Annotated in this window: 22 protein-coding genes, 2 tRNA genes and 2 pseudogenes; 13 read left to right on the forward strand and 13 right to left on the reverse strand. The window is 62.2% G+C overall.

The features are described 5' to 3' along the window. The first annotated feature begins 69 nt into the window (after positions 1-69). From EJ076_RS22800 to EJ076_RS22810, 3 genes are all read left to right on the forward strand, one after another. Positions 70-1065, forward strand: coding sequence for an ABC transporter permease (locus EJ076_RS22800; RefSeq protein ID WP_126069346.1), 996 nt, complete (start codon positions 70-72; stop codon positions 1063-1065). Between the two features lie 13 nt (positions 1066-1078). Then, the gene (locus EJ076_RS22805; protein ID WP_109669558.1) at positions 1079-1849 is read left to right on the forward strand and encodes an SDR family NAD(P)-dependent oxidoreductase; all 771 of its coding nucleotides are present in this window, start codon (positions 1079-1081) and stop codon (positions 1847-1849) included. Between the two features lie 183 nt (positions 1850-2032). Further along, the gene (locus EJ076_RS22810) at positions 2033-2260 is read left to right on the forward strand and encodes a hypothetical protein (protein WP_126069347.1); all 228 of its coding nucleotides are present in this window, start codon (positions 2033-2035) and stop codon (positions 2258-2260) included. Between the two features lie 30 nt (positions 2261-2290). Here the strand turns inward: EJ076_RS22810 and EJ076_RS22815 are convergent. Next, positions 2291-2366 (reverse strand) — tRNA-Val (locus tag EJ076_RS22815). A gap of 216 nt (positions 2367-2582) precedes the next feature. Here EJ076_RS22815 and EJ076_RS22820 point away from each other — a divergent pair. Together EJ076_RS22820 and EJ076_RS22825 are read left to right on the forward strand one after the other, a co-directional pair. Continuing rightward, a tRNA-Asp gene (locus EJ076_RS22820) sits at positions 2583-2659 on the forward strand. A gap of 102 nt (positions 2660-2761) precedes the next feature. Beyond that, positions 2762-3241, forward strand: coding sequence for a Gfo/Idh/MocA family oxidoreductase (locus EJ076_RS22825; protein WP_245463105.1), 480 nt, complete (start codon positions 2762-2764; stop codon positions 3239-3241). A gap of 383 nt (positions 3242-3624) precedes the next feature. Here the strand turns inward: EJ076_RS22825 and EJ076_RS22830 are convergent, their stop codons facing one another. The 5 genes from EJ076_RS22830 to EJ076_RS22850 all read right to left on the reverse strand — a co-directional run bounded on the left by EJ076_RS22830 (position 3625) and on the right by EJ076_RS22850 (position 8328). Beyond that, positions 3625-4746: an ABC transporter permease gene (locus tag EJ076_RS22830; protein ID WP_126069349.1), complete on the reverse strand. Its 1122-nt coding sequence runs from the start codon at positions 4744-4746 to the stop codon at positions 3625-3627. Positions 4747-4749: 3 nt separating this feature from the next. Further along, a complete protein-coding gene (locus EJ076_RS22835) occupies positions 4750-5511 on the reverse strand; it encodes an ABC transporter ATP-binding protein (protein WP_206438731.1) in 762 nt (253 codons plus the stop codon). Next, positions 5480-5854, reverse strand: coding sequence for an ABC transporter substrate-binding protein (locus EJ076_RS35290; RefSeq protein WP_164548709.1), 375 nt, complete (start codon positions 5852-5854; stop codon positions 5480-5482). Before EJ076_RS35290 ends, EJ076_RS22835 begins: the two co-directional genes overlap by 32 nt. 249 nt (positions 5855-6103) lie before the next feature. Next, on the reverse strand, positions 6104-7312 hold the full coding sequence (locus tag EJ076_RS22845) for a sulfotransferase (protein ID WP_126069351.1): 1209 nt from the start codon (positions 7310-7312) through the stop codon (positions 6104-6106). Continuing rightward, positions 7312-8328 (reverse strand): type III polyketide synthase, encoded by a 1017-nt coding sequence (locus tag EJ076_RS22850; protein WP_245462863.1) that lies wholly within the window; start codon positions 8326-8328, stop codon positions 7312-7314. The genes EJ076_RS22845 and EJ076_RS22850 overlap by 1 nt, the downstream gene beginning before the upstream one ends. Before the next feature lie 345 nt (positions 8329-8673). Here EJ076_RS22850 and EJ076_RS22855 point away from each other — a divergent pair, with 345 nt between their 5' ends. Then, the gene (locus tag EJ076_RS22855; protein ID WP_126069353.1) at positions 8674-9378 is read left to right on the forward strand and encodes a class I SAM-dependent methyltransferase; all 705 of its coding nucleotides are present in this window, start codon (positions 8674-8676) and stop codon (positions 9376-9378) included. After that, positions 9378-10547 (forward strand): NAD(P)/FAD-dependent oxidoreductase, encoded by a 1170-nt coding sequence (locus tag EJ076_RS22860; RefSeq protein ID WP_245462864.1) that lies wholly within the window; start codon positions 9378-9380, stop codon positions 10545-10547. Before EJ076_RS22855 ends, EJ076_RS22860 begins: the two co-directional genes overlap by 1 nt. A 117-nt stretch (positions 10548-10664) precedes the next feature. Here EJ076_RS22860 and greA read toward each other — a convergent pair. After that, a pseudogene (greA, locus tag EJ076_RS22865) lies at positions 10665-11107 on the reverse strand (transcription elongation factor GreA). Between the two features lie 307 nt (positions 11108-11414). After that, a pseudogene (locus EJ076_RS22870) lies at positions 11415-11801 on the reverse strand (ATP-binding protein); the annotation flags it as partial. Positions 11802-12124: 323 nt separating this feature from the next. Between EJ076_RS22870 and EJ076_RS22875 the strand changes: the two are divergent. The 3 genes from EJ076_RS22875 to EJ076_RS22885 are packed head-to-tail and all read left to right on the forward strand — an operon-like array spanning position 12125 to position 16668. Next, positions 12125-13549, forward strand: coding sequence for a family 16 glycosylhydrolase (locus EJ076_RS22875; RefSeq protein WP_109669532.1), 1425 nt, complete (start codon positions 12125-12127; stop codon positions 13547-13549). 12 nt (positions 13550-13561) lie between these two features. After that, entirely contained in the window at positions 13562-15346 is a 1785-nt protein-coding gene (locus EJ076_RS22880; protein WP_245462865.1) for a type I secretion system permease/ATPase, read from the forward strand. A 2-nt stretch (positions 15347-15348) separates the two neighbouring features. Next, a complete protein-coding gene (locus tag EJ076_RS22885; protein WP_126069355.1) occupies positions 15349-16668 on the forward strand; it encodes an HlyD family type I secretion periplasmic adaptor subunit in 1320 nt (439 codons plus the stop codon). A gap of 296 nt (positions 16669-16964) precedes the next feature. Here the strand turns inward: EJ076_RS22885 and rbsK are convergent, their stop codons facing one another. From rbsK to ugpC, 3 genes are read right to left on the reverse strand one after another with little or no spacing between them, the layout of a single operon-like run. Beyond that, on the reverse strand, positions 16965-17894 hold the full coding sequence (gene rbsK, locus EJ076_RS22895; RefSeq protein ID WP_126069356.1) for a ribokinase: 930 nt from the start codon (positions 17892-17894) through the stop codon (positions 16965-16967). Between the two features lie 4 nt (positions 17895-17898). Next, on the reverse strand, positions 17899-18351 hold the full coding sequence (locus EJ076_RS22900; protein WP_056594238.1) for an RbsD/FucU family protein: 453 nt from the start codon (positions 18349-18351) through the stop codon (positions 17899-17901). Between the two features lie 27 nt (positions 18352-18378). Further along, positions 18379-19437 (reverse strand): sn-glycerol-3-phosphate ABC transporter ATP-binding protein UgpC, encoded by a 1059-nt coding sequence (gene ugpC, locus EJ076_RS22905; RefSeq protein ID WP_126069357.1) that lies wholly within the window; start codon positions 19435-19437, stop codon positions 18379-18381. 295 nt (positions 19438-19732) lie between these two features. On the opposite strand from ugpC, the gene EJ076_RS22910 reads away from it, so the two are divergent. The 3 genes from EJ076_RS22910 to EJ076_RS22920 all read left to right on the forward strand — a co-directional run bounded on the left by EJ076_RS22910 (position 19733) and on the right by EJ076_RS22920 (position 23518). Beyond that, positions 19733-21397: a sugar ABC transporter substrate-binding protein gene (locus EJ076_RS22910; protein WP_126069358.1), complete on the forward strand. Its 1665-nt coding sequence runs from the start codon at positions 19733-19735 to the stop codon at positions 21395-21397. Between the two features lie 90 nt (positions 21398-21487). Further along, complete coding sequence (locus EJ076_RS22915; RefSeq protein WP_126069359.1) at positions 21488-22594, forward strand: sugar ABC transporter permease; 1107 nt, start codon at positions 21488-21490, stop codon at positions 22592-22594. 6 nt (positions 22595-22600) lie between these two features. Then, positions 22601-23518, forward strand: coding sequence for a carbohydrate ABC transporter permease (locus EJ076_RS22920; RefSeq protein ID WP_126069360.1), 918 nt, complete (start codon positions 22601-22603; stop codon positions 23516-23518). A gap of 253 nt (positions 23519-23771) precedes the next feature. On the opposite strand, the gene EJ076_RS22925 is transcribed toward EJ076_RS22920, so the two are convergent. Both EJ076_RS22925 and EJ076_RS22930 read right to left on the reverse strand, forming a co-directional pair. After that, positions 23772-24515, reverse strand: a complete 744-nt coding sequence (locus EJ076_RS22925) for a creatininase family protein (RefSeq protein ID WP_109669512.1) — start codon at positions 24513-24515, stop codon at positions 23772-23774. Between the two features lie 3 nt (positions 24516-24518). Continuing rightward, positions 24519-25085 (reverse strand): SIS domain-containing protein, encoded by a 567-nt coding sequence (locus EJ076_RS22930; RefSeq protein WP_126071119.1) that lies wholly within the window; start codon positions 25083-25085, stop codon positions 24519-24521. Positions 25086-25212: the final 127 nt, after the last annotated feature.

The raw sequence follows: 25212 nt of genomic DNA on the forward strand, positions 1-25212 counted from the left end.
AATTTGAATCCGCGCCTTAACCCGACGAAATCGAGTTGATTTCGCGGGGGGCGCCAACCGGATCAGCCCATGAACCCGCGCACACGCAAAGCCCTGGAGTTCGTTCTCGACAACCTCGTCTGGTTCATGTTGCTGTTCGTGCTGGTGGTCTTCTCGATCTTCGTCCCGAACTATTTCCAGCTCGGTATCTTCGCTAACATCATCGAGGCGTCCAGCGTGCTCGGCGTCATGTCGATCGGCCTGGCACTGGTGATCATCGCCGGTCACATGGACCTGTCGGTCGAATCCGTGGCAGCGCTCAGCGCCATGGCGGTCGGCATCCTGTTCTGCTCGTCCGGAATAGGGCTTGGCGTTCAATTGCATCCCGAATGGCTGATGGTTCCGGTGTCGCTGCTGCTGGCGCTGGCCGTCGGCGGCCTCATCGGCGCTTTCAACGGCTATCTGGTGGTCAAGGTGAAGATGAGCGCCTTCATCATCACGCTGGCGTCCTACATCTGGGTGCGTGGCCTCGTGCTCGTGATTTCGGGCGGCCGCTCGGCGCAGGACCTGGCGCCGGCCATCCGCTGGTTCGGCATCCAGCGCCTTATCGGCCTGCCGCTCACCGCCTGGATCGCGGTGGCCTGTTTCGTCGTCTTCTCGCTGATCATGGCCAAGACGCCGTTCGGCCGGCATCTCGTGATGATCGGCGGCAACGAGACGGCCACCTTCCGCGCCGGCATCCGGGTGAACCGCAATCTCATCATCGCCTTCGTTCTCGCCGGCGCCATCGCCGGTCTTGCCGGCTGGCTGCTGGCGATCCGCACCTCAGGCGCCACCGCCAATCTCGGCGTCGGTCTGCTATTCAACGCCTTCGCCGCCGTCGTAATCGGCGGCGTCAGTCTGAAAGGCGGCGTCGGCACCCTGCCTGGCGTCTATGCCGGCGTGCTGTTGCTCTCAGCCATCAACACGGCGATCAACCTGATGGGCCTGCCGGCCAACTTCACCCAGGTGATCCATGGCCTGCTGGTGCTGGCCGCCGTGCTGCTCGACGCTTTCAAGCAAACCATCCGCCAAAGACTCGCATGACAGGACGGCTCGCATGACCGGACGACTGAAAGACAAGGTGGCGCTGATCGTCGGCAGCGCCCGCGGCATCGGCAAGGGCATTGCACTCCGCTTTGCCGAGGAAGGCGCGAGGCTGGTGCTGGCCGACACCGAAGTCGAGGCCGGGCAAGCGACCGCGCACGAGCTGGGCGTTCCCTTCATCCGCACCGATATCTCGCAAATGAGCGATGCCGAGGCAGCCGTCGCGCTGGCGCTCAAGCTCCATGGCCGCCTCGACATCATCGTGCAGAATGCCGGCATCTATCCCTGGCAGCTGATCGAAAACACCAGCGCCGACGACTGGGACCGCGTCATGGCGGTCAATCTGCGCGGCACCTTCAATGCCAGCCGCGCGGCCCTGGTGCCGATGAAGGCGCAAGGCTTTGGCCGCATGCTCTACACCTCCTCCATCACCGGCCCGCATGTCACCAGCCCCGGCCATGGCCATTATTCGGCCAGCAAGGCCGGCATCAACGGCTTCATCCGTGCGGCGGCGCTCGAATTCTCCGGTTACGGCATCACCGTCAACGGTGTCGAGCCCGGCAACATCCTCACCGAGGCCATCGAACTGCATCGGGGTGCTGCCTACATCAAGAACATGGAGGACTCCATTCCACTCGGCCGCCTCGGCAGCCCGCGCGACGTCGCCAACGCCTTCCTGTTCCTCGCCTCCGACGATGCCAGCTACATCACCGGCACGACCATCATCGTCGATGGCGGCCAACTGCTGCCGGAAGGTAACGACTTCCGGCTCCTGCCGCCGTGATCGTTGCAGGAATGACGATGGACCGCTGAGTCCCTGACAACAAGCGGGAATAAGAGCCGTACTTCAAGCGACAGATCCATCGCCCGCGCATTAGTTGCAAACATTCCCCCCACAAGTTGCAGCGGAACAACTTCGCATCTCAAAGGTTGTTCATCTAGTGCTGATCAAGGGGGATGTTTGGCAATGGCCAATAAAATCAGAACCAGTCATATCTACCAGCGGGCTCATGCTTTGGCCGAGGGTGGTGTCCACCACTCGCCAGCCGAGATCATTGCCGCATTGCTCGCCGAGGGCTACCCGGAAGCGGCCGAGTTGCTGAACTCCAGAAACATTCATGCCGATCTGCTGCGGGTTTGTGACGCGGCGGCGAATGGACAGCCAGGCACGCCATACCGTGGGCTTCGTCATTGACGCGGCCGTGGATGGGTCGTGTGATTGGAATGGTGGGCGATGACGGGCTCGAACCGCCGACATCTTCGGTGTAAACGAAGCGCTCTACCAACTGAGCTAATCGCCCGCTCCGGGCCGGACCTTTAAGCGGTCAGGATCGGCTTCGCAAGGCCAAATGAGCGCAAGACGCCTTGGTTGGATGCCGGTTTTGCCAACAAAACGCCGGCTGTCAAAAAACCTTCTCCTGTTTGCTGTTATGCTGTCCTGTCACGCTTGACACCCGGTGGCGAACCCCTTATCCAGCGCCCCAACGACGAACACGGCTGACACGTGTTCGCCATGCGCGGGTGTAGCTCAGTTGGTTAGAGTGCCGGCCTGTCACGCCGGAGGTCGCGGGTTCGAGCCCCGTCACTCGCGCCACCCTCCAACCCCTTGTTCTGCAAGGGTTTCAAGGAGGGTGGCGTTGAAGCAAGTTTGGTCAAGTTTCAATTTTTTTTTGCGCCAAGTTTCAACTTTTTGAACATGCTGACTGGCGGTCCCCTGAACTGGCGTTTCAGCAAGGCACAGGCCGGCCTCGGCGCGCTAGGCGATCTCGGCTCACACCATATTGACCAGGCGCGCTTCCTTGTCGGCGAGGTCGCCGAGGTCGCGGCCATGACTGGAACATGGAGCAAGGATTCCTCAAACCAGATCCTTGACGTCAACGACGATGCTTTCGTCTGCGCGGCACGGCTCGAAAACGGAGCGACGGCGGCGTTCGAAGCGACGCGCGTGGCTGGAGCCCACAATCTCGGCGGCTTCATCGAGTTCGACGGCACAAGAGGCTCCGTCGCTTTCCACATGGAGCGGCTGAACGAGTTGGTCATCTACGAGCCGAAGCGCGGTCCACGGGTGCAGATGGTGACGCAGGCCGGCCATCCTTACAGCGACTTCTGGCTGCCGATGGGCATCCAGGGCCAGCATCCGCTCGGCTGGAACGAGTGTTTCGCCCATCCAGGCTAGACACATGCTGGAGGCCGTGGAAGGCGGCAAGCCGATCGCACCGCGAGCCACGTTCGAGGACGGCTACCGTGTTGCCGAAACCGTCGATGCAATTGCTCGGTCGGCTGAATCGAGAACCTTCGAAGCCGTCAGGTTCCGGTCCTGAGTTCGCGGAATGCCGTTCTATGCAAATGCCGTTGGCAGCCCCCGACGCGGACTTTTCAACATCGGTCAGAAGCGGACTCTCCCAGGTGAAAGCGCACATGACAGCTTGGCGCCGCATATCGGCCGTCGAGAAGCGCTTTTTATTTCCTGAAGGCAGACATGGCCGACCACCACACTCCAGGTCCTCCAAAGCCTGCCCCGCATGATCCGCTTACTCAAATAATACTCGCCCCCCGGCGTCAGATCCTGCGAAGCGCGTCGGCGGGGAGAAGACGTGTAGCGCGCCAGGCCGGGTAGAGCGCGCCGAGGGGGCCAGCGATGAAGACGAAGATCAGCGCCTGCGCGATCGACCAGCCTGACAGGTACGGCACGATCAAGCCCGCCGCGAAGTTTGTCTTCGCCGCCATCTCCATCGTGAGGACGCCGAGAATGATCCCGATGACCCCGCCGGCTGCGCTCATGATCACGCCTTCGATGAGAATGAGCCGAAGAATTCGCCGCGGTGACCAGCCAAGCGCCGCGAGAACTCCAATCTCGAACGTCCGTTCGTTCACGGCCATCAGAAGTGTATTGGCGACGGCGACAGAGGCCATCGCCATGACAACCAGTGAAATTGTCTGGGCAATCGCCCGAAGCAGATCGAAGATACGGATGCTGCTGGAAAACTGCTCGGTGTCACCTACCTCAAACCCCTGTGCGGCTGCGATGAGCCGGGTTCGGGCAACGGCGATGTCATTCTTGTCGAGTGGGCGCTTCAACCTCACCTCGTACAAGGTAAAAACGTCCTCCCGCGACAGGAGTTGCTGCAGTCCTTCAAGCGGAACGATCGCGCTGTTCTGGTTCAGCACGGACGAGAACGACGCGATGCCGACAATCCTATAGGGCTGGAACTGCAGCTCGACGGTATCACCCACCCGCTTGTCCAATGCGCTGGCGATCGATTCGCCAAGGATCACGGACCACTGGTCCCCCGGTGCAGGGATTCGCCCCGCCAGGAGGTGCATGTCTTTCCACAGGAAGCTGTCGCTCGGCCAGCCGGCCATGACAATATTTGCAGCGTCGTCAGCGGTGGTGATGTTCAGGAGAATGCCCGACACGGCCTCGACGTTTGGTACCGCGGAAAGCCCGGAGCTCAGCGACTTGGGCACGGCGCTGCTCACGAGGTTGAACGCACTGCGTTGGCTCACCACCAAGTCCGCACCGTTCTCATTGATTCCTGAAGCAAATGAGTGCTGGACGCCAGCGGTCAGGCCGGTAAGCGCCACAAACCCCGCGACCGCCAGAGCGATGCCGAGAACCGTGAGGAGGGTGCGAAGCGGGCGCGAAATGAGACCGCGCAAGGGAAGGGTCAGCTCTGTCATGGGTTAGCGGATCCGCAACGTCGGCGCGGGCGTCGACATCGCCGTCATTCGGTTGTCCGAACGGATGCGGCCGTCGGATATCTCGACGCGCCGACCGCACAGCGCGGCCACGTCCTCGTCATGGGTCACCACGATCACTGCGGTACCGAACTCGCGATGCGCGTTGCCAATGATGCTCATCACGGACTGGCTCGTCTGCACGTCGAGACTTCCTGTCGGCTCGTCCGCAACGAGAAGCTTCGGACGGTTGGCAAGCGCCCGCGCAATTGCAAGCCGCTGACGTTCGCCGCCCGAAAGCTCGGCCGGCCGGAGCGTAGCGCGTTCGGCAAGACCGAAATGTGCCAGAAGTTCGAGCGCGCGAACGCGACGCTGCCGCGCTCCGCCGAGGTTTCCCAACAAAGCCACCTCGATATTCTCGCGCGCCGATAAGGACTGGAGCAGGAAGAAGTTCTGGAAAACGATGCCGATCCTGCTGGCCCGCACGGCTGCCCATGCTGCCCTCCCGTTGACGGCCCGTCCTTCGAACCGAACTTCGCCGCGCGTCGGCCGGTCGAGGCCGCAGACCAGGTTCAGGATCGTGGACTTGCCGCTCCCGCTGCGGCCGACAATGGCGACGGTCTCATCATCCTCGATCGCAAGCGACACACCGTCAACGGCGACAATACGACCGCCATCAAAGTCGCGGCCGACATTGCTCAATTCGACGAGGAGGGACATGAGCACAAGCGAGGCGTCATACCCGGCCTTTCCTGAGATCGGCGACAAGTGCTGGGATCGAGCCGCCGTTGCCGGCGAGCAGTTGGCCAACACGGTCCCGCTGCTGCACGGTCACGGAGCCGCCGTCGACAAAGACATCGCCGATGCAGAGCTGTCCGCGGCAGTGGCGGACACGCCAGTCCACTGGCGTTGGGCCGTGTAGCGGCCGGCGGAATTCGCTGCGCACCAGGATGTCGCCGTTAGCCAGAGCCTTTGTGCCGAGCACGGTGAAAGTCTTGTCCTGCGTCCGCTCCAGCCTTTCGGCCAGCCTGTGTGCAATAGCATACAGAAGCGCATCGACCACCGAGGCGCGGTCGTCTGCACTCGCCCGGCGCCAATACGTCCCGAGCACGGCTTGCGCGATCCCCCTACCGTCGAACGCCGCGGAGATCGAGCGGAGCTGCGACTCTGCAGGTCCACCGTGCCCAAGCACTATCGCCGCCTGGCGCACAGTCTCAACCAACTTGACCGCGTCACTCTGCTCATCGGCAGCTGCCGAAAGCGATGGGGCGCAGATCGCGAGTAGCACCGGGACAAGCAACAGCCGGGCCAAAGCTGCCCAGCTTGCGTACGACCATGGGCCTGCTGTCATGATCCTATGTCATCCAATGCGCTGTTGGCTGTCAACATCGAGCGTCTCGGGAGCCTGTAGAGACGCATGCCCAAAAGCGGCAGCCAGCGGTTCGAGGCGAGCGACCCGCGCTTTCTGCCTTTCCGTCAGGTCGGGATGGCGGCTACGCACCTGTTTGCCGAACGTCGCGGCGACCTGCAGTATCCGCTCCTCGCAGCCGCGGGAAAATGGCAGGCCCAGTTCACGGTAGATCCGCTTCATCTCACCCACGGGGTCGGCGGTGAGATCCTGCAGCCGCACTTCCGCGAGGTCGGCGGCTGGAATCTGAGCTCTATCGGCTAGATAGTGCATCTCTGTCGCGAGATATTCGCAGGTGATGATCTCCTCCTGCTCATCCTCGGGCAGTGGCGGCTGCAGGGCGAACGCACGTTGCAATTCGCGCGCCAGAAGGAGGTTGGACCGGAACACGACTTCCGGCGAACGGGAGATGTGGACAAACTTGGCGCCCGGAAACAGTTCCTGGAGGTAGCGGACGCGCGCCGTATGGCTCGGCGATTTGAGCAGAAGTCGCCGTCCGCCTGCAACGAGAGTAAGCTTCTGAACGAAACCGAACTGATGCGAGCGCCAGCGGCTTAACTCCCCCTTCGAAAGCGCGTCGAGATCGTGAAATCGATTAAAGAAGGCTTGCCGGCGGGGAAGTATGGCGCGTCCCGCGAGGACGGACATCCCTCCCAGATTGTTCAACGCGAAGTCGTCCTCCCCCGGCAGCTTGGCGCCCACTGGCACGACTGCGCCAAGGCGCGTCAACGGCAGCAACGGCACGAAAAGGTAGCGCAGGAGAAACCATCCAGGGACGAATGCCTGAGGGGCCAGGACCTGCGGCCAACTCGGCGATCTCAGGTCTGGGTCGGCTGCCAGCAGGTTCTGCAAAAACGTCGTTCCGGATCGGAAGTAGCCGAGGACGAACACGGGGGCATTATCCCTCCCCATCTGGGGAGGTCGTAGCCGCAGCCATGCCGCAAGGATCACGCGCTCCGGCAGGGAGGCGACTGTATTGACCCCCGAAAGCAGGAGCAGGAGCACCAGGCGCGGCCAGTAGGCGGGGGGAATGTTACCTTCCGCGCGCCATAGAATCCGCAGCACGGCGTCAAGAGGTGCCACGCACATGAAGTGCGGATACGGCAAATAGGGCGCCAGCCGACGGGCTGCGAGCGAGATGCTTTCGTGCAGGGCCTTCATCAGGCAGTCCGGAACATCATGGTCTCGGTGGTCAATCCCGGCCCAAACGCCATGCCGCAGCCGAGCAAGCCCGACGGCTCCTTCAGCATTTCAGCCATCACGAACATCACGGTCGCCGATGACATATTGCCGTATTGCCGGAGCACTTCGCGCGATACGGCGAGCGCGGTCGGCTCCAGTTTGAGTGCCCGCTCGACCGCGTCGAGCACAGAGCGGCCGCCGGGATGCACCGCCCACAAATCGATCTCCTTGGCGGGCCTGCCGCCGAGGATGGCCGCATGGTCGTTGCGCAGCGTCTCGCGAACCGCGCCGGGAACCTGGCCGGACAGCACCATCTCAAAACCGGCGTCGCGGATGTGCCAGCTCATCAACTCCTTGCGCTCCACTGCCACGATGGCGTGGAAGCTTTCCAGCAGGATGCCGTGCGGTTCGGCCGTTACCAGTGCGGCCGCGCAACCGTCGCCCCACAGGCAGAACGAGATCAGCTTCTCAAGCTCGGTGGCTTCCCTGAAATGCAGCGTGCACAATTCGATGTTGACGATCAGCACTCGGGCGTTCGGGTCGGAGCGCACGATATGGCGAGACAGCTTCAAGGCGTTGATGGCGGCATAGCATCCCATGAAGCCGACGATGGTGCGCTCGACCGACGTCGGCAGGCCGCATCGCTGCACCAGTTCGAGGTCGATGCCAGGCGCTGAAAAGCCGGTGCAGCTCGTCACGATCAAATGCGTGATCAGCGAGCGGTCGTCGTCGGCCAGCAGCGTGTCGACGGCCTTTTGCGCGAGCTCCGGCGCGGCGGCTTCGTACATCTGCATACGAATTGCTGTGCTGGCGAAGGAGCCCCTGACCGAGGTGCCGTCACGGTCGATTGCCCCGCCGCGCGGATCGTCGGCGGGCGCAAAGCAGGAATAGCGATGTTCGATGCCGGCGAGACTGACCATTCGCTCGAAAAGCGTAAGACGCTGGGCATCGTTTTCAAGCAGCGAAGCTCCATAGCGGAGGAAGAATTGATGCACGTCGTGTTCTGGAACTGACGTGGCAATACGGTTCAGATACGCTTGAGAGGACAAAATTGCTCCGACAATGAGCCCAATCGGGTCTCATAAGAGGTCTAGGAATTGGGGAAGCGTTTCCTAAGGCAAACGTCGGCATAAGGTATTTTATTGCGCGGTGCCGATATTTCTCATTAGCAAACTGTGATACCAGCCTCCGATCTTGTATGAAAGGGGCCGACCTTCGGCTTCGCCGTCCGGACTGAGTTCACATGCGAGTTCCGCCATGAACAGTGCGCGGCCATAAAGGTACGACCGAATTCTATTTGCCGGATTGCCGGCTGAAGCCTTAGATTTCCGATCCATCGCATGACCGACATAAACATCAGGCATCTGGAGCCAGAACTCCTCGACGGCCTCCCGGCCGACGATCCTGGTGCGATTGCATCCCGTCGTGATCTCGTTCGTATCAACGCATTGATGTTCCAGGCCAGGATCATGGCATCGCTCTTGCGAACGAACGTGCCGACAGCGCCGCTGCGCATCCTCGAACTCGGTGCCGGTGACGGAAAGTTCATGCTGAGAGTGGCGCGGCTGATGGCGCGGCGTTGGCCCGATGTGGAGATCGTCATGGTCGACAGGATCGACCTGATCAGCAAGGATGTGTGCAACTCTTTCGCTGAATTTGGTTGGCGGGCGCAACCTGTAACCGCCGATATATTCGATTGGACAGGGGACAGGCCCTTCGATCTTGTTTGCGCCAACCTCATCCTCCATCACTTCGACGACACGCGCCTCCTGGAGCTGTTTTCCCGGATCATGACGATGGCCCCGATGCTCGTCGCGACGGAGCCGCTCAGGGCCAAGGGGCCACTTGCCGCTACGCGGCTCCTGCGACTGATCGGCGCCTGCGCGGTTACACTGAACGACGCGACGCAAAGTGTCCGCTCCGGTTTTCGCGGCACGGAACTTTCACAATTGTGGCAGCTGTCAGGTGGAATGCCCGTGATGGAGGCCCGCAAAGGCCTATTCACTCAAGGTTTTGTAGGTGCCAGTATGCCCGGCACCAAATGATGCACGACGCAATTGTCATCGGTGCCGGCCCTGCCGGCAGTTCTACCGCCATTGCGCTGGCCCAACATGGTTGGTCGGTGGCGATGGTGGAGAAGGTCGCGTTTCCTCGCCGAAAGGTCTGCGGCGAATTCATGTCGGGCACCAGCCTTGCCTTGCTCGACCAGTTGGGCGTCGGCGAAACTTGGCGCGCGGAAGCCGGCCCCGAAATACGTCGCGTCGGGTTCTTTTCTGGCGATGTTTCAGCCGAGGCGCGAATGCCGAGCGCCAAGACGGGTCTCGGCCGCGCTCTCGGCCGCGATCGTTTGGATTACATGTTGTTACAGGCCGCCGAACGCGCGGGTGTCGAAATTCTCCAGCCTTGCAAGGCTGTCGCTATTCGTCGGCACGATGATTTGCAGTTTGTGACCGTGGAGGCGGGCCAGCAACAAAAGGTTGTTAGCGCACCTGTAATTATTGCCGCGCACGGATCCTGGGAAATCGGGAAACTCCCAAGCCAGTTTGAAAGAGCGAGCCAACCTTCTGACCTTTTCGGTTTCAAAGCGCATTTTACCGGCGCCGCGCTGGCGCCCGACCTGATGCCGCTGCTGGTATTCCAGGGCGGCTATGGGGGAATGGTAACGGCAGACCATGGCCGGGCTTCAATTTCCTGCTGCATCCGCCGAGATGTTCTATCCGGCCTGCGCCGGCGTTATGGAAACATTGCGGCGTCGGATGCATTGTGGCGCCACGTCGTGGCCTCGTGCCGAGGCGTGGAAACTGTGCTGGCCGGTGCCGAATTGGATGGCCCATGGCTCGCCGCGGGACCGATCCATCCCGGTATTCGAGCTGGCTATGATCAGGGCATCTTCCGCGTCGGCAACATCGCAGGTGAGTCACACCCTGTAATCGCGGAAGGGATTTCGATGGCGCTGCAATCCGGCTGGCTCCTTGCGAGAGAACTGATCGCGTTGGGTAAAGGTCACGAGGGCCACGACGAGGCCGGACGTCGCTACGAAAGGGAATGGCGTCGGCAATTCTCGACCCGTGTGCGTGCCGCAGCCTTGATTGCCCGAATAGCGCTTGGGCCTGGCAGCGGGATGGTGATGCGCGCCGTGATCAAGAACTTTCCGGCGGCTTTAACGCTTGGCGCTCGATTGAGTGGAAAGACCCGGCCTGTTCCGGGTTTTTGACGTCAAGCAGCGCGGCTCACTGGGCGTCACCTGACGGTGTACCAACGTGGCGGTTGACCGTGACGAGGTCTCAGAACACGCCCGCAATTCGATCGTGCGTTCTACACCGATCTTCCACTAAGAAATGGACAGGATCTCGAGTTCGCGCTGCCCCAGCTGGACAACGTCGCCAACGGTTTTGCCAGTCAGCGCGATGGCAACCGGCGAACCATACGATACGGAAGCCTGAGACGGGTTGGCCTCATCCTCACCGACGATGCGAAAGGTCTGAGTGCGGCCATCGTCACGCTCGAAGGTAATGGTGTGACCGAAGGCGATCACTTCGTTGGACGTCGGCACCGACATAAGCTGAGCCGTACGGACGCGCTCGGCATAGTAGCGCATATCTCGAACCGGGACCGCCGACTGCCGTCGCCTCTCGTTGATATCTTCCAGCACGTTAACGGCCTCGAGAGCCTGCTGAGCGCGAGCCAATTCCTCCTGCAGCATCTTGAGGCCCCCTCGGTGACGAGGTTGATCCGATCGGAGATAGCGCGAGCCGGCGCTTTCCTCCTTGGCAAATGCGACGCGCAATTGGTCTGGACTCCGTGTCGAACACTGTCGGCAATCCGAAAACCTACAGCCGACAATAAAGCAGCAACAAATTTGACGGCTGACTTTGGCGGAAACGGAATGTCCACAAAGGCTCGACGACAGCTCTGCTCCCTTGCCTTCAATGCCAGAACCGGACGGTCCTCTTCCGGCCCCAAACAAGACATTGGAAGTCGGTGCGCAGGCTGCCCGCTACTGGCACAAAGCAGACTTGGGCGCTGCATTTTGCCGTTTGGGAATAACCACGGCTTGAGGACATTTTCTTATTGCACCCCCTCACGGTGCCAAACTCCCCTGCTCCACCTCCCCGGCATTGGGATCACCAGGCGCCGTCGCCCAGGCGAGTTCCCCCAGCGTCACGGTGCGCCTTCAGGTCCCATCGAGCTGGCAGACGATGAGGCCCTGCTCCTCGATATAGGTCAAGAGGCGCGGGGCGCGGCGCAGTGAGTGCGAGCCATAGGCGCGGGCGATTGCGGCGTCGCTCGGGCATGGCCAGCCTTCCTTCGCCGCACGCGCGATCATCATGAACACGCCCTGCATATCGTCGGGCAGCAGCGAGGCGCGCACCGAGACGTCCTGCCAGGCGTCATCGCCCGCTGCCATGTCGGAGCCCAGCCCAGCGCGGGCGCGCGTCAGCATGCGGCGGAATTCGGCCAAATCGGGCCCGCAGCCCTCCGTCCTCGTGCGTCTCAAAGCGTTAGCGAAAACTAATATTAATCGGCATCGTCCAAGAAAATATGCCTATAATTTTGGCATATGTACAAAATTTTAATCAATTTTTTCTGGTCATCATGTCTTACTATCATCACCGGGGCTGACTCTTTGCTACTTATTCAGGGTATGTCTACAGAACGGTCGATGTTATGGTGGGTCGAGTGACGATTCCCTTGGAACGATATTGTTCGTTGCAACGTTGCTCGGGAAGCGGTAGCCGGGACTCTTATCGAATGATTTGAGAGGCCAGGCACCACGAGGAAGGATTTCTGATGAGCACCATCACGAACGCCAAAGGCATCCCTCTTCCCTACACCGGTGCTTCCACCCATTGGTTCTCGGCAACCGGGTCCGGACCGGAACTGCACGGCACGCCCGGCAACGACTCCTTCTGGGGAGACAGCAGTGTCAATGTCACAATGTACGGTGGCGCGGGCGACGACTACTATCATCTCTATTCCACGATCAACAAGGCGGTCGAGGATCCTGGGGCAGGTGTCGACACGATCGACACTTGGATGAGCTACAAGCTGCCCGCTAATTTCGAAAACCTCGTAGTCACCGGCGATGGCCGCTACGCGTTCGGCAATGCGCTGGACAACATCATCACGGGCGGCGCTGGCAGCCAGACGCTGGATGGCGGCAAGGGCAATGATGTCCTCATCGGCGGCGACGGTGCCGACGTCTTCATCGTCTCGAAGGGCAACGGAAGCGACCTGATCTTCGATTTCGGCGCGACGGACACCGTGCGTCTCAATGGCTACGCCCTCACCTCGTTCGAGGCCGTACAGGCCAACATGGTCCAGGCGGGAGCGAATGTGCAGCTCAACCTCGGCTCCAGCGAGGTTCTGGTGTTCAACAACACCACGATCGACAAGTTTCAGCCCGCCCAGTTCGAACTGCCGATCGACAAAACGGGCATGACAGTGTCCTTCGTCGACTACTTCAACACGCTGAATCTCTGGAACGGCCACAGCGGCACCTGGGATTCCAACTTCTGGTGGGGCGCTCCGAACGGCAGCACGCTGACCCAGAACGGCGAGCTGCAATGGTACATCGACGCCAATTACGGCCCGACGAGTTCCGTCCACCCGTTCAGCGTGGCAAACGGCGTTCTCACCATCACCGCGGCGCAGGCCCCGGACGACATCAAGCCGCTCATCAACAATTACGAATACACTTCCGGGATCCTGACGACGCACGACACCTTCTCGCAGACCTATGGCTATTTCGAAATGCGCGCCGACCTGCCCGAAACGGCCGGAGCATGGCCAGCCTTCTGGCTGCTGCCGGAAGACGGCTCGTGGCCGCCGGAGCTGGACGTGCTCGAAATGCGCGGCCAGGAACCGAACACGCTGCAGATGACGGCGCACACCAACGAGACGGGACAGCACACCAAGATTTCGTCCTCGGTGAATGTTTCGAACACCGATGGCTTCCACACCTACGGCGTGCTGTGGACGCCGGATCAGCTGATCTGGACCTACGATGGCGTCAAGGTCGCCGAGGCCGCGACGCCGTCGGATATGCATAGCCCGATGTATATGCTGGTCGATCTCGCGGTCGGCGGTTTCGCCGGGGCGCCTCCCGACCATCTGGCGACGCCGGCACAAATGAAGATCGACTATATCCGCGCCTACACGCTGGACGATGTGCAGCAGAGCCATCTGAGCATAACAGGCGAGCACACGGTCTAGGCGACCAGCGCGATGTTGCGGGATCATGTGCCATTGAGGGATGTGACGAGGCAGCAGGGCCTGCGGTCGGTGTTCATGCGCGCCATTGCCGATATCGGCGTCTTCTCGCTGCTGATCAACATCCTGCTGTTGGTGATCCCGCTCTATCTGCTGCAGGTGTATGATCGCGTGCTGCCATCCTCCAGCATCGAGACGCTGCTTTATTTGTCGGCCATGGCGGTTGTCGCGCTCGCCTTCCTCGGCTTGCTGGACGCGGTCCGCGCCATTTACACGCAGCGCGTCGCCGCTACGGTCGATCAGAAACTGGGGGCGACGACATTCGCCGTCTCGCTTGGCGCCAAATATGCCGGCGGCGGCCTGTCGCCGCTGCGCGACCTGGCCTCGGTCTGCGCCTTCATCAGGTCGCGCGGCGTGGCGGTGCTGTTCGACCTGCCCTTTGCTCCTGTCTTTCTCGCCCTGCTCTATCTCATCCATCCTGTTCTGTTCTGGCTGACGCTCGCCGGCGCGGTGCTTTTGTTTCTTCTGGTCGTGGCCAATCAGCTTGCCATTGGCAGGAACGATGCCCTGTCGGCGGAACGCTCGGCCGCCGCGAGCCAGGCGGAGCAGGCCTTTGCCCGCAATGCCGAAACGCTGCGCGCCATGGGCATGGTGCGGGCCGCCGCCGAGGTGTGGGGCAGGCACGTCGCGGAAGCGCTCACCCTGCATGACCGTTCATCGAGCGCCAACGCGATCTTCAGCGCGGCGTCGCGGGCGCTGCGCATGATGCTGCAGCTGGCAATACTGGGCGCCGGCGCATGGCTGGTGCTGCAGGGGCAGATGACAGCCGGCATGATCTTCGCGTCCTCGCTGGTGTCGTCGCGCGCGCTGCAGCCACTCGACCAGCTGATCGGATCATGGCGGCAGATCGTCGACGCCAGGCGTTCGTGGAAGCGGCTGGAGACCGCGCTTGCGGCACGTCCGGCGGAAGCGCGGAAGCTGACATTGCCGGACCCCTCCGGCGCGATCACCGCGCAGGACCTTTTCTTCATCGCGCCGAATGCCTCCTTCGGCACGGAACCCATCCTCAAGCGGCTGAATTTTGTGATCGGCGCCGGCGAGGCGGTGGCAATCATCGGCCCGAGCGGCGCCGGCAAATCCACGCTGGCGAAATTGCTTGTCGGCGCGCTCCAGCCGACCGGTGGCTCGGTCAGGATCGACGGTGCCGACCTCAGGACCTGGGACGAAAACCAGCTCGGAAAGCACATCGGCTACCTCGCGCAAGAAGTGGAGCTTTTTCCCGGATCGATCGCGCAGAATGTTGCCCGCTTCGACCCCGATGCCGATGACCCCGCGATCGTCGAAGCCGCCAGGCGCGCCGAGGCGCACGAGCTGATCCTGGCGCAGCGCGACGGCTACCAGGCCGCCATCGGTCTATCCAGCACGACGCTGTCGGGTGGCGAGCGCCAGCGGATCGGGCTGGCGCGCGCCTTCTACGGCAATCCGCGCATTCTCGTCCTGGACGAGCCCAGTACCCATCTCGACGGCAGCGGCGAAGCGGCGCTCGAAGCGGTGCTTTCCGCCGCCAAAGCGGCGGGCGTTACGGCAATCGTGATAACGCACCGCCCTTCGATCGCCGCGGCCTGCGACCGCGTGATGCTTCTGCGCGGTGGAGTGGTCGAAGCCTTCGGTCCAAGCGGCGACGTGTTGCGGCAGTCGACCGCCGGCAAGGGCCTTCCCCCACAGCGCAACACGGTGGTGACAGGGTCGTTCGCCACGACGATCCGCGGCACCTCGCATAACGTCTGCTTTGGATCGTGAGGATGGCGGCGCAGAGCTTGGCCTGGGAAGGCCGACCACGCACCGACCTCCGGCGGGTGGCCTTCACTGGCTACGCCGCAATAGCACTATTGGCGGGCTGCTTCGGCTATTGGGCCGTCAGCGCGCCCTTGGCCGGCGCGGTGATCACGCAAGGCACGATCTCGGCGGCGGGCGGAAACATTCTCATTCAGCATCCCGAAGGCGGCATCATCCAGGAGTTGCTGGTCCATGAAGGTGATCGCGTGCAACAGGCCCAGGATCTGATCCTGCTCGATCGAACAGCCGCGCAGGCCGAGTTCAACCGGCTGACGAGACAGTCGATCGCGCTCAAGGCGAGCGCCTCGCGGCTGGAGGCGGAACGCGACGGATTGGACCGGCTCGCGCCAATCACAGGGACCGCGCCAGCACCGTTCCAGCACGATTTCGAGACTCTGGTTCGAGAACAGCAGAAGGAATTCAGCGCCAGGCTCGCTCGGTTTCGATCGGAACAATCGATCCTCACGCAACGGGTTGCCATGCATCGCCAGTCGGTCGTGGGATTGCAGGCCCAGAAACTCGCCATCCAGCAACAGGCCGAAATCGTGAAGAAAGAGCTCGGCATCAAGACCAACCTGTTGGACAAGGGCCTCACCAATCGCAGCGAATATTCGCAGCTTTTGCGCAGCGAGGCAGATCTCGTCGGGCAGACCGGCGCGCTGGAGGCGGATCTTGCGGCGACCGCCACCCAGATCGTCGAAGCGCAGGCGCAGATCGAGCGTGCGACCACGCAACGCGTGGAGGAAGCGCTGACCAAGCTGGACGACGTCCGTACCAACCTGGCCGACATAGAGGAACAGATACGGGCAGCCGAGGCGGTGCTGAGGCGAACAACGATCAAGGCGCCGGCCGCGGGCATCGTGGTGTCGTCGACCTATAATTCCAAGGGAAGCGTGATTGCCCCCGGACAGAAGATCATGGAGATCCTGCCCACGGCATCGGGCCTGATCGTCGATGCACGGCTGCGGACGAAGGACATCGATCAGGTTCGTGTGGGCCAGCCGGCAAAACTGCGATTGTCCGCGTTGAACATGCGGCTCACCCCTGAGATTTCAGCCACGGTGACACAGGTTTCCGCGGACCGGCTTATCGACGAGGCTACGCACGAACCCTATTTCCGGGCCAAGCTGAAGATTGCCCCCGACCTACCGCCCGGCGTGATAGCGGAGCAGCTTTACCCTGGAATGCCGGTCGAGGCGTTCATCAGCACCGACGACCGGACTTTCTTCGAGTATCTCGCACGGCCGATGCTCGATTCCTTCGCTCGCGCTTTCACGGAACGGTAGATGTTGCGGGCCGCATAATCCGTCGGCACGCCGTCAATATCGCCAGGGGATGCCCACGCCAACTTGAATATATCCGCTCGGCTGGCCCCTGAGAGCTTCTCAGGGCGAATGATGCCGCAACCTTCGGCCTTCAGCTTTGCAACTTGGGTTTCAAGGTCCTTGTCGACGGTGCTGGAAGGTACCGCGCGCCTCTCGTGGCGCCAAACGCGACCCAGCACGTACCGAATTTGGTCCAGCCGGCGGTGCGCGACCTCACCAGGCGCTCTTTGACAATTTTGCCATGCGCTGCCCTAACCTCACCCCCTCGCCAGCAGCGCCTCGACCTCCTGCAGCGTCGGCATCGACGGCGCGGTCCCTGGTCGCGTCACCGAAATGCCGGCGACGGCACAAGCAAAGCGCACGGCTTGCAACGGCTCCACGCCCCGCGACAACGCGGCGGCAAGACCACCATTGAAGGCATCGCCCGCCCCTGTGGTTTCGACCACGGCTCCCGCACTGACGGCAGGTACATGGTCGGAGCGCTCCTTCGAGTGCAAAAGCGCGCCCTTGTCACCCAGTGTGACGATGACCGTGCCGACGCCCTTTTCGAGCAGCTTGTCCGCGGCGCGCCGCGCGTCGTCAACCGAGGAGACCTTCATCCCGGTCAATTCCTCCGTCTCCGTCTCGTTGGGCGTGAGGTAGTCGCACAGCGTGTAGATGCGGTCGGGAAGTTTTGCCGCCGGGGCCGGGTTGAGGATCGTCGTCACCCCTGCCCCACGCGCGATCTCCAGCGCCCGCATAGCGGCTTCGATCGGCTGTTCGAGCTGCGTGACGAAGACGCTGGCACTGCTGATCAGCGCGGCATTGGCTTCGATATCGGCTGGCGAGATCAGCATGGCAGCACCGGGGCTGACGATGATGGCGTTGTTGCCGGTGGTCTCCTCGACGAAGATGTAGGCCGCACCGGTATAGCTTTCCGGCGTGTCGATGACGGCATTCTTGACGCCCGCCTGCGCCCAGGTCTGCCTGGCCATGTCGGCGAAGGGGTCGACGCCGAGGCGGGTGAGGAAGGTGACGTCGGCGCCGAGCTTGCCGGCGGCGACCGCCTGGTTCGAGCCCTTGCCGCCCGGACCCAGCGTGAAGGATGTGCCGAGGATGGTTTCGCCCATGCGCGGCTGCCGCTGCGCCCTGTAGGCGGTGTCGGCGACGAACACACCCAGGATGACGACAGGCTTGCCCGAGGCCATGCCGCTACTCCGCATCCGGCGGCACGACGCCCTTGCGGAAGGCGAAGCAGCCATAGAAGCGGCGTTCGCCGGTCTGGATGACGCAATAGGCCTGTTTGGCGCGCTCGTAGAAGGCGTAGCGCTCGACCGCTATCATCGGCCAGGACTTGCCCTCGGCCTGGTCGACTTCCTTCTGCACCTCTTTCTGCACAGCCGGAATCTCGTCCGGCTTGCCGACGATCTCCATGCGCGCGGCGGAGTCGTCGACGAACGTGTCCAGCGGGTAGAGCGACAGCACCGCCTTTGCCACCTCGGCGGCCGAGGCATCGATGCGCAGCAGGCGGCCGAGCGCGGTCTGGCGCGCCACCGAATCGGACGGAAAATTGGTGTCGGCGATGATCAAATCATCGCCATGGCCCATCGCCCGCAATGCCTGCAGCACGTCGGCATTGAGCAGCGGGTTGATGCCTTTGAGCATGATAGTCCTCGTGAAGTCCGGTTGAGATCAGAGACGCTTGCCGGTGTCGGCGTCGAAAAGATGGATCTGGTCGAGCCGCGGCTTCAGGGTCAGCGTGTCGCCGGGCTTGAAGTCGTGGCGCTCGCGAAACAGCGCCACCATCTCGCCGTCGCCGAAGCGCAGGAACACCAGCGTTTCCGAGCCGGTCGGCTCAACCACCGAAATCTTCGCCGGCACGCCATCGGGATGGATCTCGAGATGTTCCGGGCGCACGCCATAGACGACCGCCTGGCCGTCCTGCGCGGCATTGCCTGGTGCAATCGGGAACAGCGTGCCCGCGATGTCGACACCGGGCTTGGCGCCCTTGCGCATGACGCCCTTGAGCAGGTTCATCGAAGGCGAGCCGATGAAGCCGGCGACAAACAGATTGGCCGGTCGGTCGAACAGTTCCAGCGGCGCGCCGACCTGCTCGATACGGCCGTCACGCATGACGACGATCTTGTCGGCCATGGTCATGGCCTCGATCTGGTCGTGGGTGACGTAGATGGTGGTGGTCTTCAGCCGCTGGTGCAGTTCCTTGATCTCGGTGCGCATCTGCACGCGCAGCTTGGCGTCGAGATTGGAGAGCGGCTCGTCGAACAGGAACACCTGCGGATTGCGCACGATCGCGCGGCCCATGGCAACGCGCTGGCGCTGGCCGCCGGAAAGCTGCCTGGGATAGCGCTTCAGATAGGGATTGAGGTCGAGGATGTCGGCGGCGCGCTTGACCCGCTGGGCCACCTCGGCCGGATCGGTTTTCCGCAGCTTGAGCGCAAAGGCCATGTTCTGCTCGACGGTCTTGTGCGGATAGAGCGCATAGTTCTGGAACACCATGGCGATGTCGCGCTTGGCCGGCGGCAAATGGTTGACGACGCGGTCGCCAATGGCGATCGTGCCGGCGGAGACGGTCTCCAGCCCGGCCACCATCCTGAGCAGCGTGGACTTGCCGCAACCCGAAGGGCCAACCAGCACCACGAACTGTCCGTCGGCGATGTCGACGCTGACTTCGTGCAGAACCTTGACCGTTCCGAACGCCTTGGCCACCTTGCTGATCGCGACTTGAGCCATATACTCCCCTTCCGGCTCCCACTGGCCGTAGGCGCAGAAGCTAACCAACGCGACCGGTCAGGGCAAGTCAGTCTCTTATAGATAAAAACCTGTTCTCGTTGACACGGCGTTTGGTTGTGAGAATAGTGGCGGACGCTGGTCCGAATGCCGGTTACCCGATCCGCAAAATCGGAACTTCAATCGAGCAGGTGGGGTCCTGCGCAGTTCGTTTCCGAGCCGGGAGAATCGTTGGCGCTCCAGCGTCCGACAAGGTTGGTCATATCCATTCACGCTGATGTTCTGGGAGGAATAGTCGATGAGAACAGGTCTTTACGATAAACTGATCCGTGCCGGCGCCACACGGCGCGACATATTGAAGGGTGCGGCCAGCATGGCCGCGATCGCCGCCGCATCCGGCGCCGGGCTTGGCGCCTTGACGCGCCCGGCTTCCGCGGCAAGCGAGTTGCGCTCCAAAATCCTGCAGATCCCCGGCGTCGGCAAGGGCCAGCCGACGGATGCCGATTTCCAGAAGGTCGGTGAACTCTGCCTCGAGGCCACCAAGGCCAACGTCAAGGAAGGCGAATTCGCCGGCGTCGAGCTGACCTTCATGGGTCTCAACAACCAGAACCTGCACAATGTGCTGTTCCGTGGCTTCCTGAAGCCATGGGAGACCTATACCGGCGCCAAGATCAACTGGATCGACCTGGCGCAGGCCGACTACAACGCCCGCCTGCAGCAGTCGATCGCTACCGGCACCGTCGATTTCGACATCATCGAAATGGGCGCACCGTTCGAAGGCGATGTCTGCGGCAAGGGCCTGACGTCGGAAATGCCCGACTGGGTCAAGAGCCAGATCGATTTCGACGATCTCGTCAACTATCTGAAGCCGCCGGTCGGCACGTGGGACGGCAAGCAGTATCGCGTGACCATTGACGGCGACGCGCACAATTTCAACTACCGCACCGACGTGTTCGCCGATGCCGACCTCGCCAAGGCCTGGAAGGACGGCGGCGGTGAAGGCGAGTGGGGCGTGCCGAAGACCTGGCAACAGGTGCAGGCGGCTACCAAGTTCCTCAAGGGCAAGAAATTCAAGGGCCAGGACGTCTATGGCTATCTCGATGCACCAAAGCCCTGGGGCGGTTTCGGCTTCTACTTCCTTGGCAGCCGCGCCACCGCCTATGCCAAGCATCCTGACGACAAGGCCTGGCTGTTCGACGCCGACACGATGAAGCCGCGCATCAACAACCCGGCCTGGGTGCGCGCCATCCAGGACGTCATTGACGCGTTGCCATCCGAACCCGCCGACCAGATCAATGCCGATCCGAATACGACTGCCTTCCAGCAGTTCCTGGCCGGCACCGGCTCGATGATCCCCTGGTGGGGTGACGTCGGCTCCAACGTCAAGACCAACGACTCGTCGGTCATTGGCGACGTCACCGGCTTCTCGATCCTGCCGGGCTCGGACGATGTCTACAATTCCAAGACCGGCAAGTGGGACAAGCTCGCCAGCGGCCCGAACTATGCGCCGAACTGCGCCTATCTCGGCTGGGGCGTCTATGTCATGGCCCGCGTCGATGCCGACGAGAAGAAGAAGAAGGCGGCATGGTCGGCTGCCGCCCATCTCGGCGGCAAGGACCTGTCGATCTGGACGGCGATGTATCCGTCGGGCTTCCAGCCCTACCGCAACTCGCATTTCGACATTCCGGAGTGGGTGGCGGCAGGCTATGACGAGGCCTTCATCACCTCGTATCTGAAGTCGGAAGGCGACTCGTACAACCATCCGAACGCGGCGATCGAGCCACGCATCCCCGGCATCTTCCAGTACTACAGCGCCGCCGAGGACATTCTGGCCAACACCTTCGCCGGCAAGATGAAGGCGCAGGAAGGCGCCGACGCCATTGCCGCGGCCTGGGAGAAGCTCACCGACCAGATCGGTCGCGAAAAGCAGGTCAAGCTCTACAAGGCCTCGCTCGGCATGTAGGCTGGCTGTGAACCCGTGGTCCGGCAGCGAAGGCTTGCCGGACCACAATAACCTGCTTCCTCGCGGAAGCCTCCTGAACGGGCGAGATTTGTGGCTGACCAGACTTCGACCGCAAACCAGTGGCCGGCAGACGCCGCCCCTTACGACCAGATTTCACCGGCCCGCAGACGGCTTGGCTTTGCATTGATGGCCGCGGCGACGCTTGGCCTGCTAGCGGTGATCGCGTTCGAGATTTTCTACAAGGCTGAAGCCGAAACCTGGCGCCCCGTCGTCTATGCCTATGTGTTGTGGGGCGTGGCGCTCGGCATCGGCCAGGTGCTGACGCGCGGCGAGGACGGCCAGCGTGCCCTGTTCCTGCTGCCGGCGCTGCTGTTTACCATCGCCATGGTGATCTTCCCGACGCTGTTCGGCTTCTATATCGCGCTCACCGACTGGAACCTCAGCTCCTTCAGCGGCCGCAGGTTCAACGGGCTCGACAATTTCTGGCAGATGCTGGACGATCCCTACTACCGCAATGCGCTGTTCAACATGGTGCTCTATGTGCTGGCGGTGGCGGTCGAATATGTGATTGCCTTTGGCCTGGCGCTGTTGCTCAACGCGCAGATCCGGGCGCGAAAATTCTTCCGCGTGGTCTTCCTGATGCCGCTGATGCTGTCGCCGGTCGCGGTGTCGTGGATGATCGGCAAATCGCTGATGGAATACCGGTTCGGACCGGCCGCAACGCTGGCGCGCCATCTCGGCTGGGAAAATCCAGCCTTCTTCTCTGACCCGATCATCGCGCGCATCGCCATCATGATGCTGGATGCCTGGACCTTCATTCCGTTCATGATGATCATGCTGCTGGCCGGGCTGCAGGCGATGTCGCGCGAGGTGTTGGAGGCCGCACGCGTCGACGGCGCCAATGCGTGGCAGACCTTCTGGCAGGTCACTTTCCCGCTAATGCTACCGGTTTCGGTGACGGCGTTGATCCTGCGCATCATCTTCAAGCTGAAGCTTGCCGACATCATCATCACGGTGACGTCGGGTGGCCCGGGCGGTGCGACCGATTCCGTGTCTAGCTTCATCTACCGCGAATATCGCGACCGCTCGAACGTCGGCTACGGAACCATGCTGGCGATGGCCTATCTGGTGATCATCGTCGTGTTCGTCACCTGGCTGCTGAAATTCGCCAACCGTTTTGTCCGCAATGTGAATTGAGCCAAGATGAGCGTTCAGACCACCGAATATGTAGCCTCGGAGATCCGCTCACCGGCGAGCTTCCTCGCCAGCCGCGTCTTCATCTATGGGGCGCTGGCCTTCTGGGCGTTCATCTGCCTGTTTCCGATCTACTGGACGATCACGACCTCGTTCAAGACCGCGGTTGATGTCACGCAAGGCCATCTCATCCCCTTCGTCGACTTCCAGCCGGACTGGAAGGGCTGGCGCTCGCTCGGCCTGTCGCCGGACTCGATCTTCCAGACCTCTACGGTGCGCGAGGAGTTCCTCAAGCGCTTCATGAATTCGGTGATCACCTCGGTCGGCGCGTCGAGCCTCGCCATCGTCATCGGCAGCCTCGCCGCCTACGGGCTCACCCGCTATCGCTACCATTTCGCCTGGTTCAAGAATGAGGACATCTCGTTCTTCTTCCTGTCGCAGCTGATCCTGCCGCCGGTGGTGCTGGCGCTGCCGTTCCTGGTGCTCTATCGCGAAGTCGGCCTGCTCGACACGCGCATCGGGCTGATCCTGCTCTACACGCTGATGGTGCTGCCGATCGTCATCTGGATCATGCGCGACCAATTCAACTCGATCCCGGTCGAGCTCGAGGAAGCAGCGCTCGTCGACGGGCTGTCGATCTGGGGCGCCTTCTTCCGCATCGTCATGCCGATCGCGCTGCCGGGCATGGTCGCCGCCTTCATCCTGGCAATGGTGCTGTGCTGGAATGAGTATTTCTTCGCCGCCCTTTTGACCTCGACCGACGCCAAGACCATCCCCGTCATGGTGGCGAGCCAGACCGGCTCGCAAGGCATCAACTGGTGGTCGATGGCGGCGCTTGCCACTGCCGCGATAGCGCCACTCGCCGTCATCGGCATTGCGCTCGAACGCTATCTGATCATGGGCATGACCGCGGGAGCGGTGAAGTAGCAGGGCCAGCCTTCCCTTCTCCCCTTGTGGGGTGAGCAGCCGGTTCGCCGAAGGCGAATTCATCGTGCCGGTGGCACGATGAAAGGCCGGCGAACGCCGGGACGCTGCCAAGCAGCGGGGACACGGTAGGTGGATCGGCCACCCCGGCCCTTCGCAGGCTCAGGGCGTTCGAAGCTCGAAAAGCCAAGCAATTGGCTTTTCGTCCGCTACGCAGACCGCTTCTCACCCCGCAAGGGGAGGAGGAAGAACCGCGCTAGGCTCTTAGAATTGTGCGCAGGTGATCCATGATCATGGCGACGCCCTTCTGCCCGAGTTCCGCTGAAGCATCCCTGGCACTCGCCGTATACCAGCTCTTGTTGTCTTCGAAGTGGCCAGCATCGACAGCCTCCGGGCATAGCGCCAGCATCAGTGAGGTCTCGCCGATGCCGGCATGGTCGAACGGGTACTTGCCGTTCATGTCAGCCGACATCAGCGGATGCACCTGCACCCAGTTGAAGAAATTCTCACCCGCAGCGTGTCCAGAATAGTAGTCGGCCATCGCCTGAGAGCCCCACCAGCCCTCGCCGCGTTCCTTCTCGAGAAAGCGGAAGATCGCCTGCCGACCGGCGGTCTTGAACGCCAGATCGGTCGGCATGCCGGCGGCGAAATTCTCGGTCTGGTGGTGGATGATGGCGTGGATGTTGCGAAAGCCGATGCGCAGCAGGCTGTAGAACAGCTCCTCGCCGAACGGCGCCAGCGCGTTGCCGCCGACCTGCACCGAGCCGCTGCCTTCCGGCGGCGCCACCGCATAGCTCGCAGCACCGTAGTAGAAGGGCGGCAGGATGACGACGTCCTTCTCCTTTTCGAACAGCTCCAGCGTCTTGACGACGGCCAGCGTGTCCATACCGACCGCCATGTGTTCGCCGTGGTATTCGAGCACGCCAAGCGGCAGAGCGACCGGCCAGTTCTCGGCGATCGCCTTGCGGATCTGGTGCGGCAGCATCAGTTCATAGCGCATGATCTATTCCATGTTGGTGTGGCGGGCGCGCATCGCTTCGGGCGACGCGCCGATCAAATCCTTAAGCTTCAGCACCATCGCCTCGAACAGCAGGAACAGCGCGCCTTCGAACACCGAGCCCATCGGCAGCACCGATGTCTTCTGTGCCCCCTGATCGTTGGCCATGGTCTGCGCGGGGATGAGCAGCGTGAAATCGGCGCGCTGTGCCGCACCGCTTTCGGCCTGGGCGGTCAGCAGCAGGTTGGTTGCACCGGCATCGTGCGCAACCTGCATGAGGGTCAGCACGGTCGAAGTCTCTCCCGGCCCGGAGCTGACCAGGAAAACATCCCCCTGCCCCAGCGGCGGCGTGGTCATGTCGCCGACCACGGCGACAGGCAGGCCCAGATGGTAGAGCCGCATCGCAAAACCCTTGACCTGCAAGGCCTCGCGGCCGCAGCCGTAGACGACGATCAGTCGGGCGCTCGCCAGCATCTTGCAGGCGGCGTCGATCCGGCTCTCATCGATGCGCGCCAGCACGCCGCCGAGTTCGTCAAGCGCGGTCTCGAACAGGCTTTTGCTCTTGTCGCTCACCGCAAACCTGCCATTGAAATCATCCTGGGATTTTGCCGCCCTTGCTGCCGCGAACAGCTTGATTTTGCTCATGCTAGCAACCGCGAAAATGCGTGTCCAACGCGCAGCTACGCTTTTGCCAGATCAC

It is taken from the genome of Mesorhizobium sp. M7D.F.Ca.US.005.01.1.1 (genome assembly GCF_003952545.1).
Lineage (GTDB): Bacteria > Pseudomonadota > Alphaproteobacteria > Rhizobiales > Rhizobiaceae > Mesorhizobium > Mesorhizobium loti.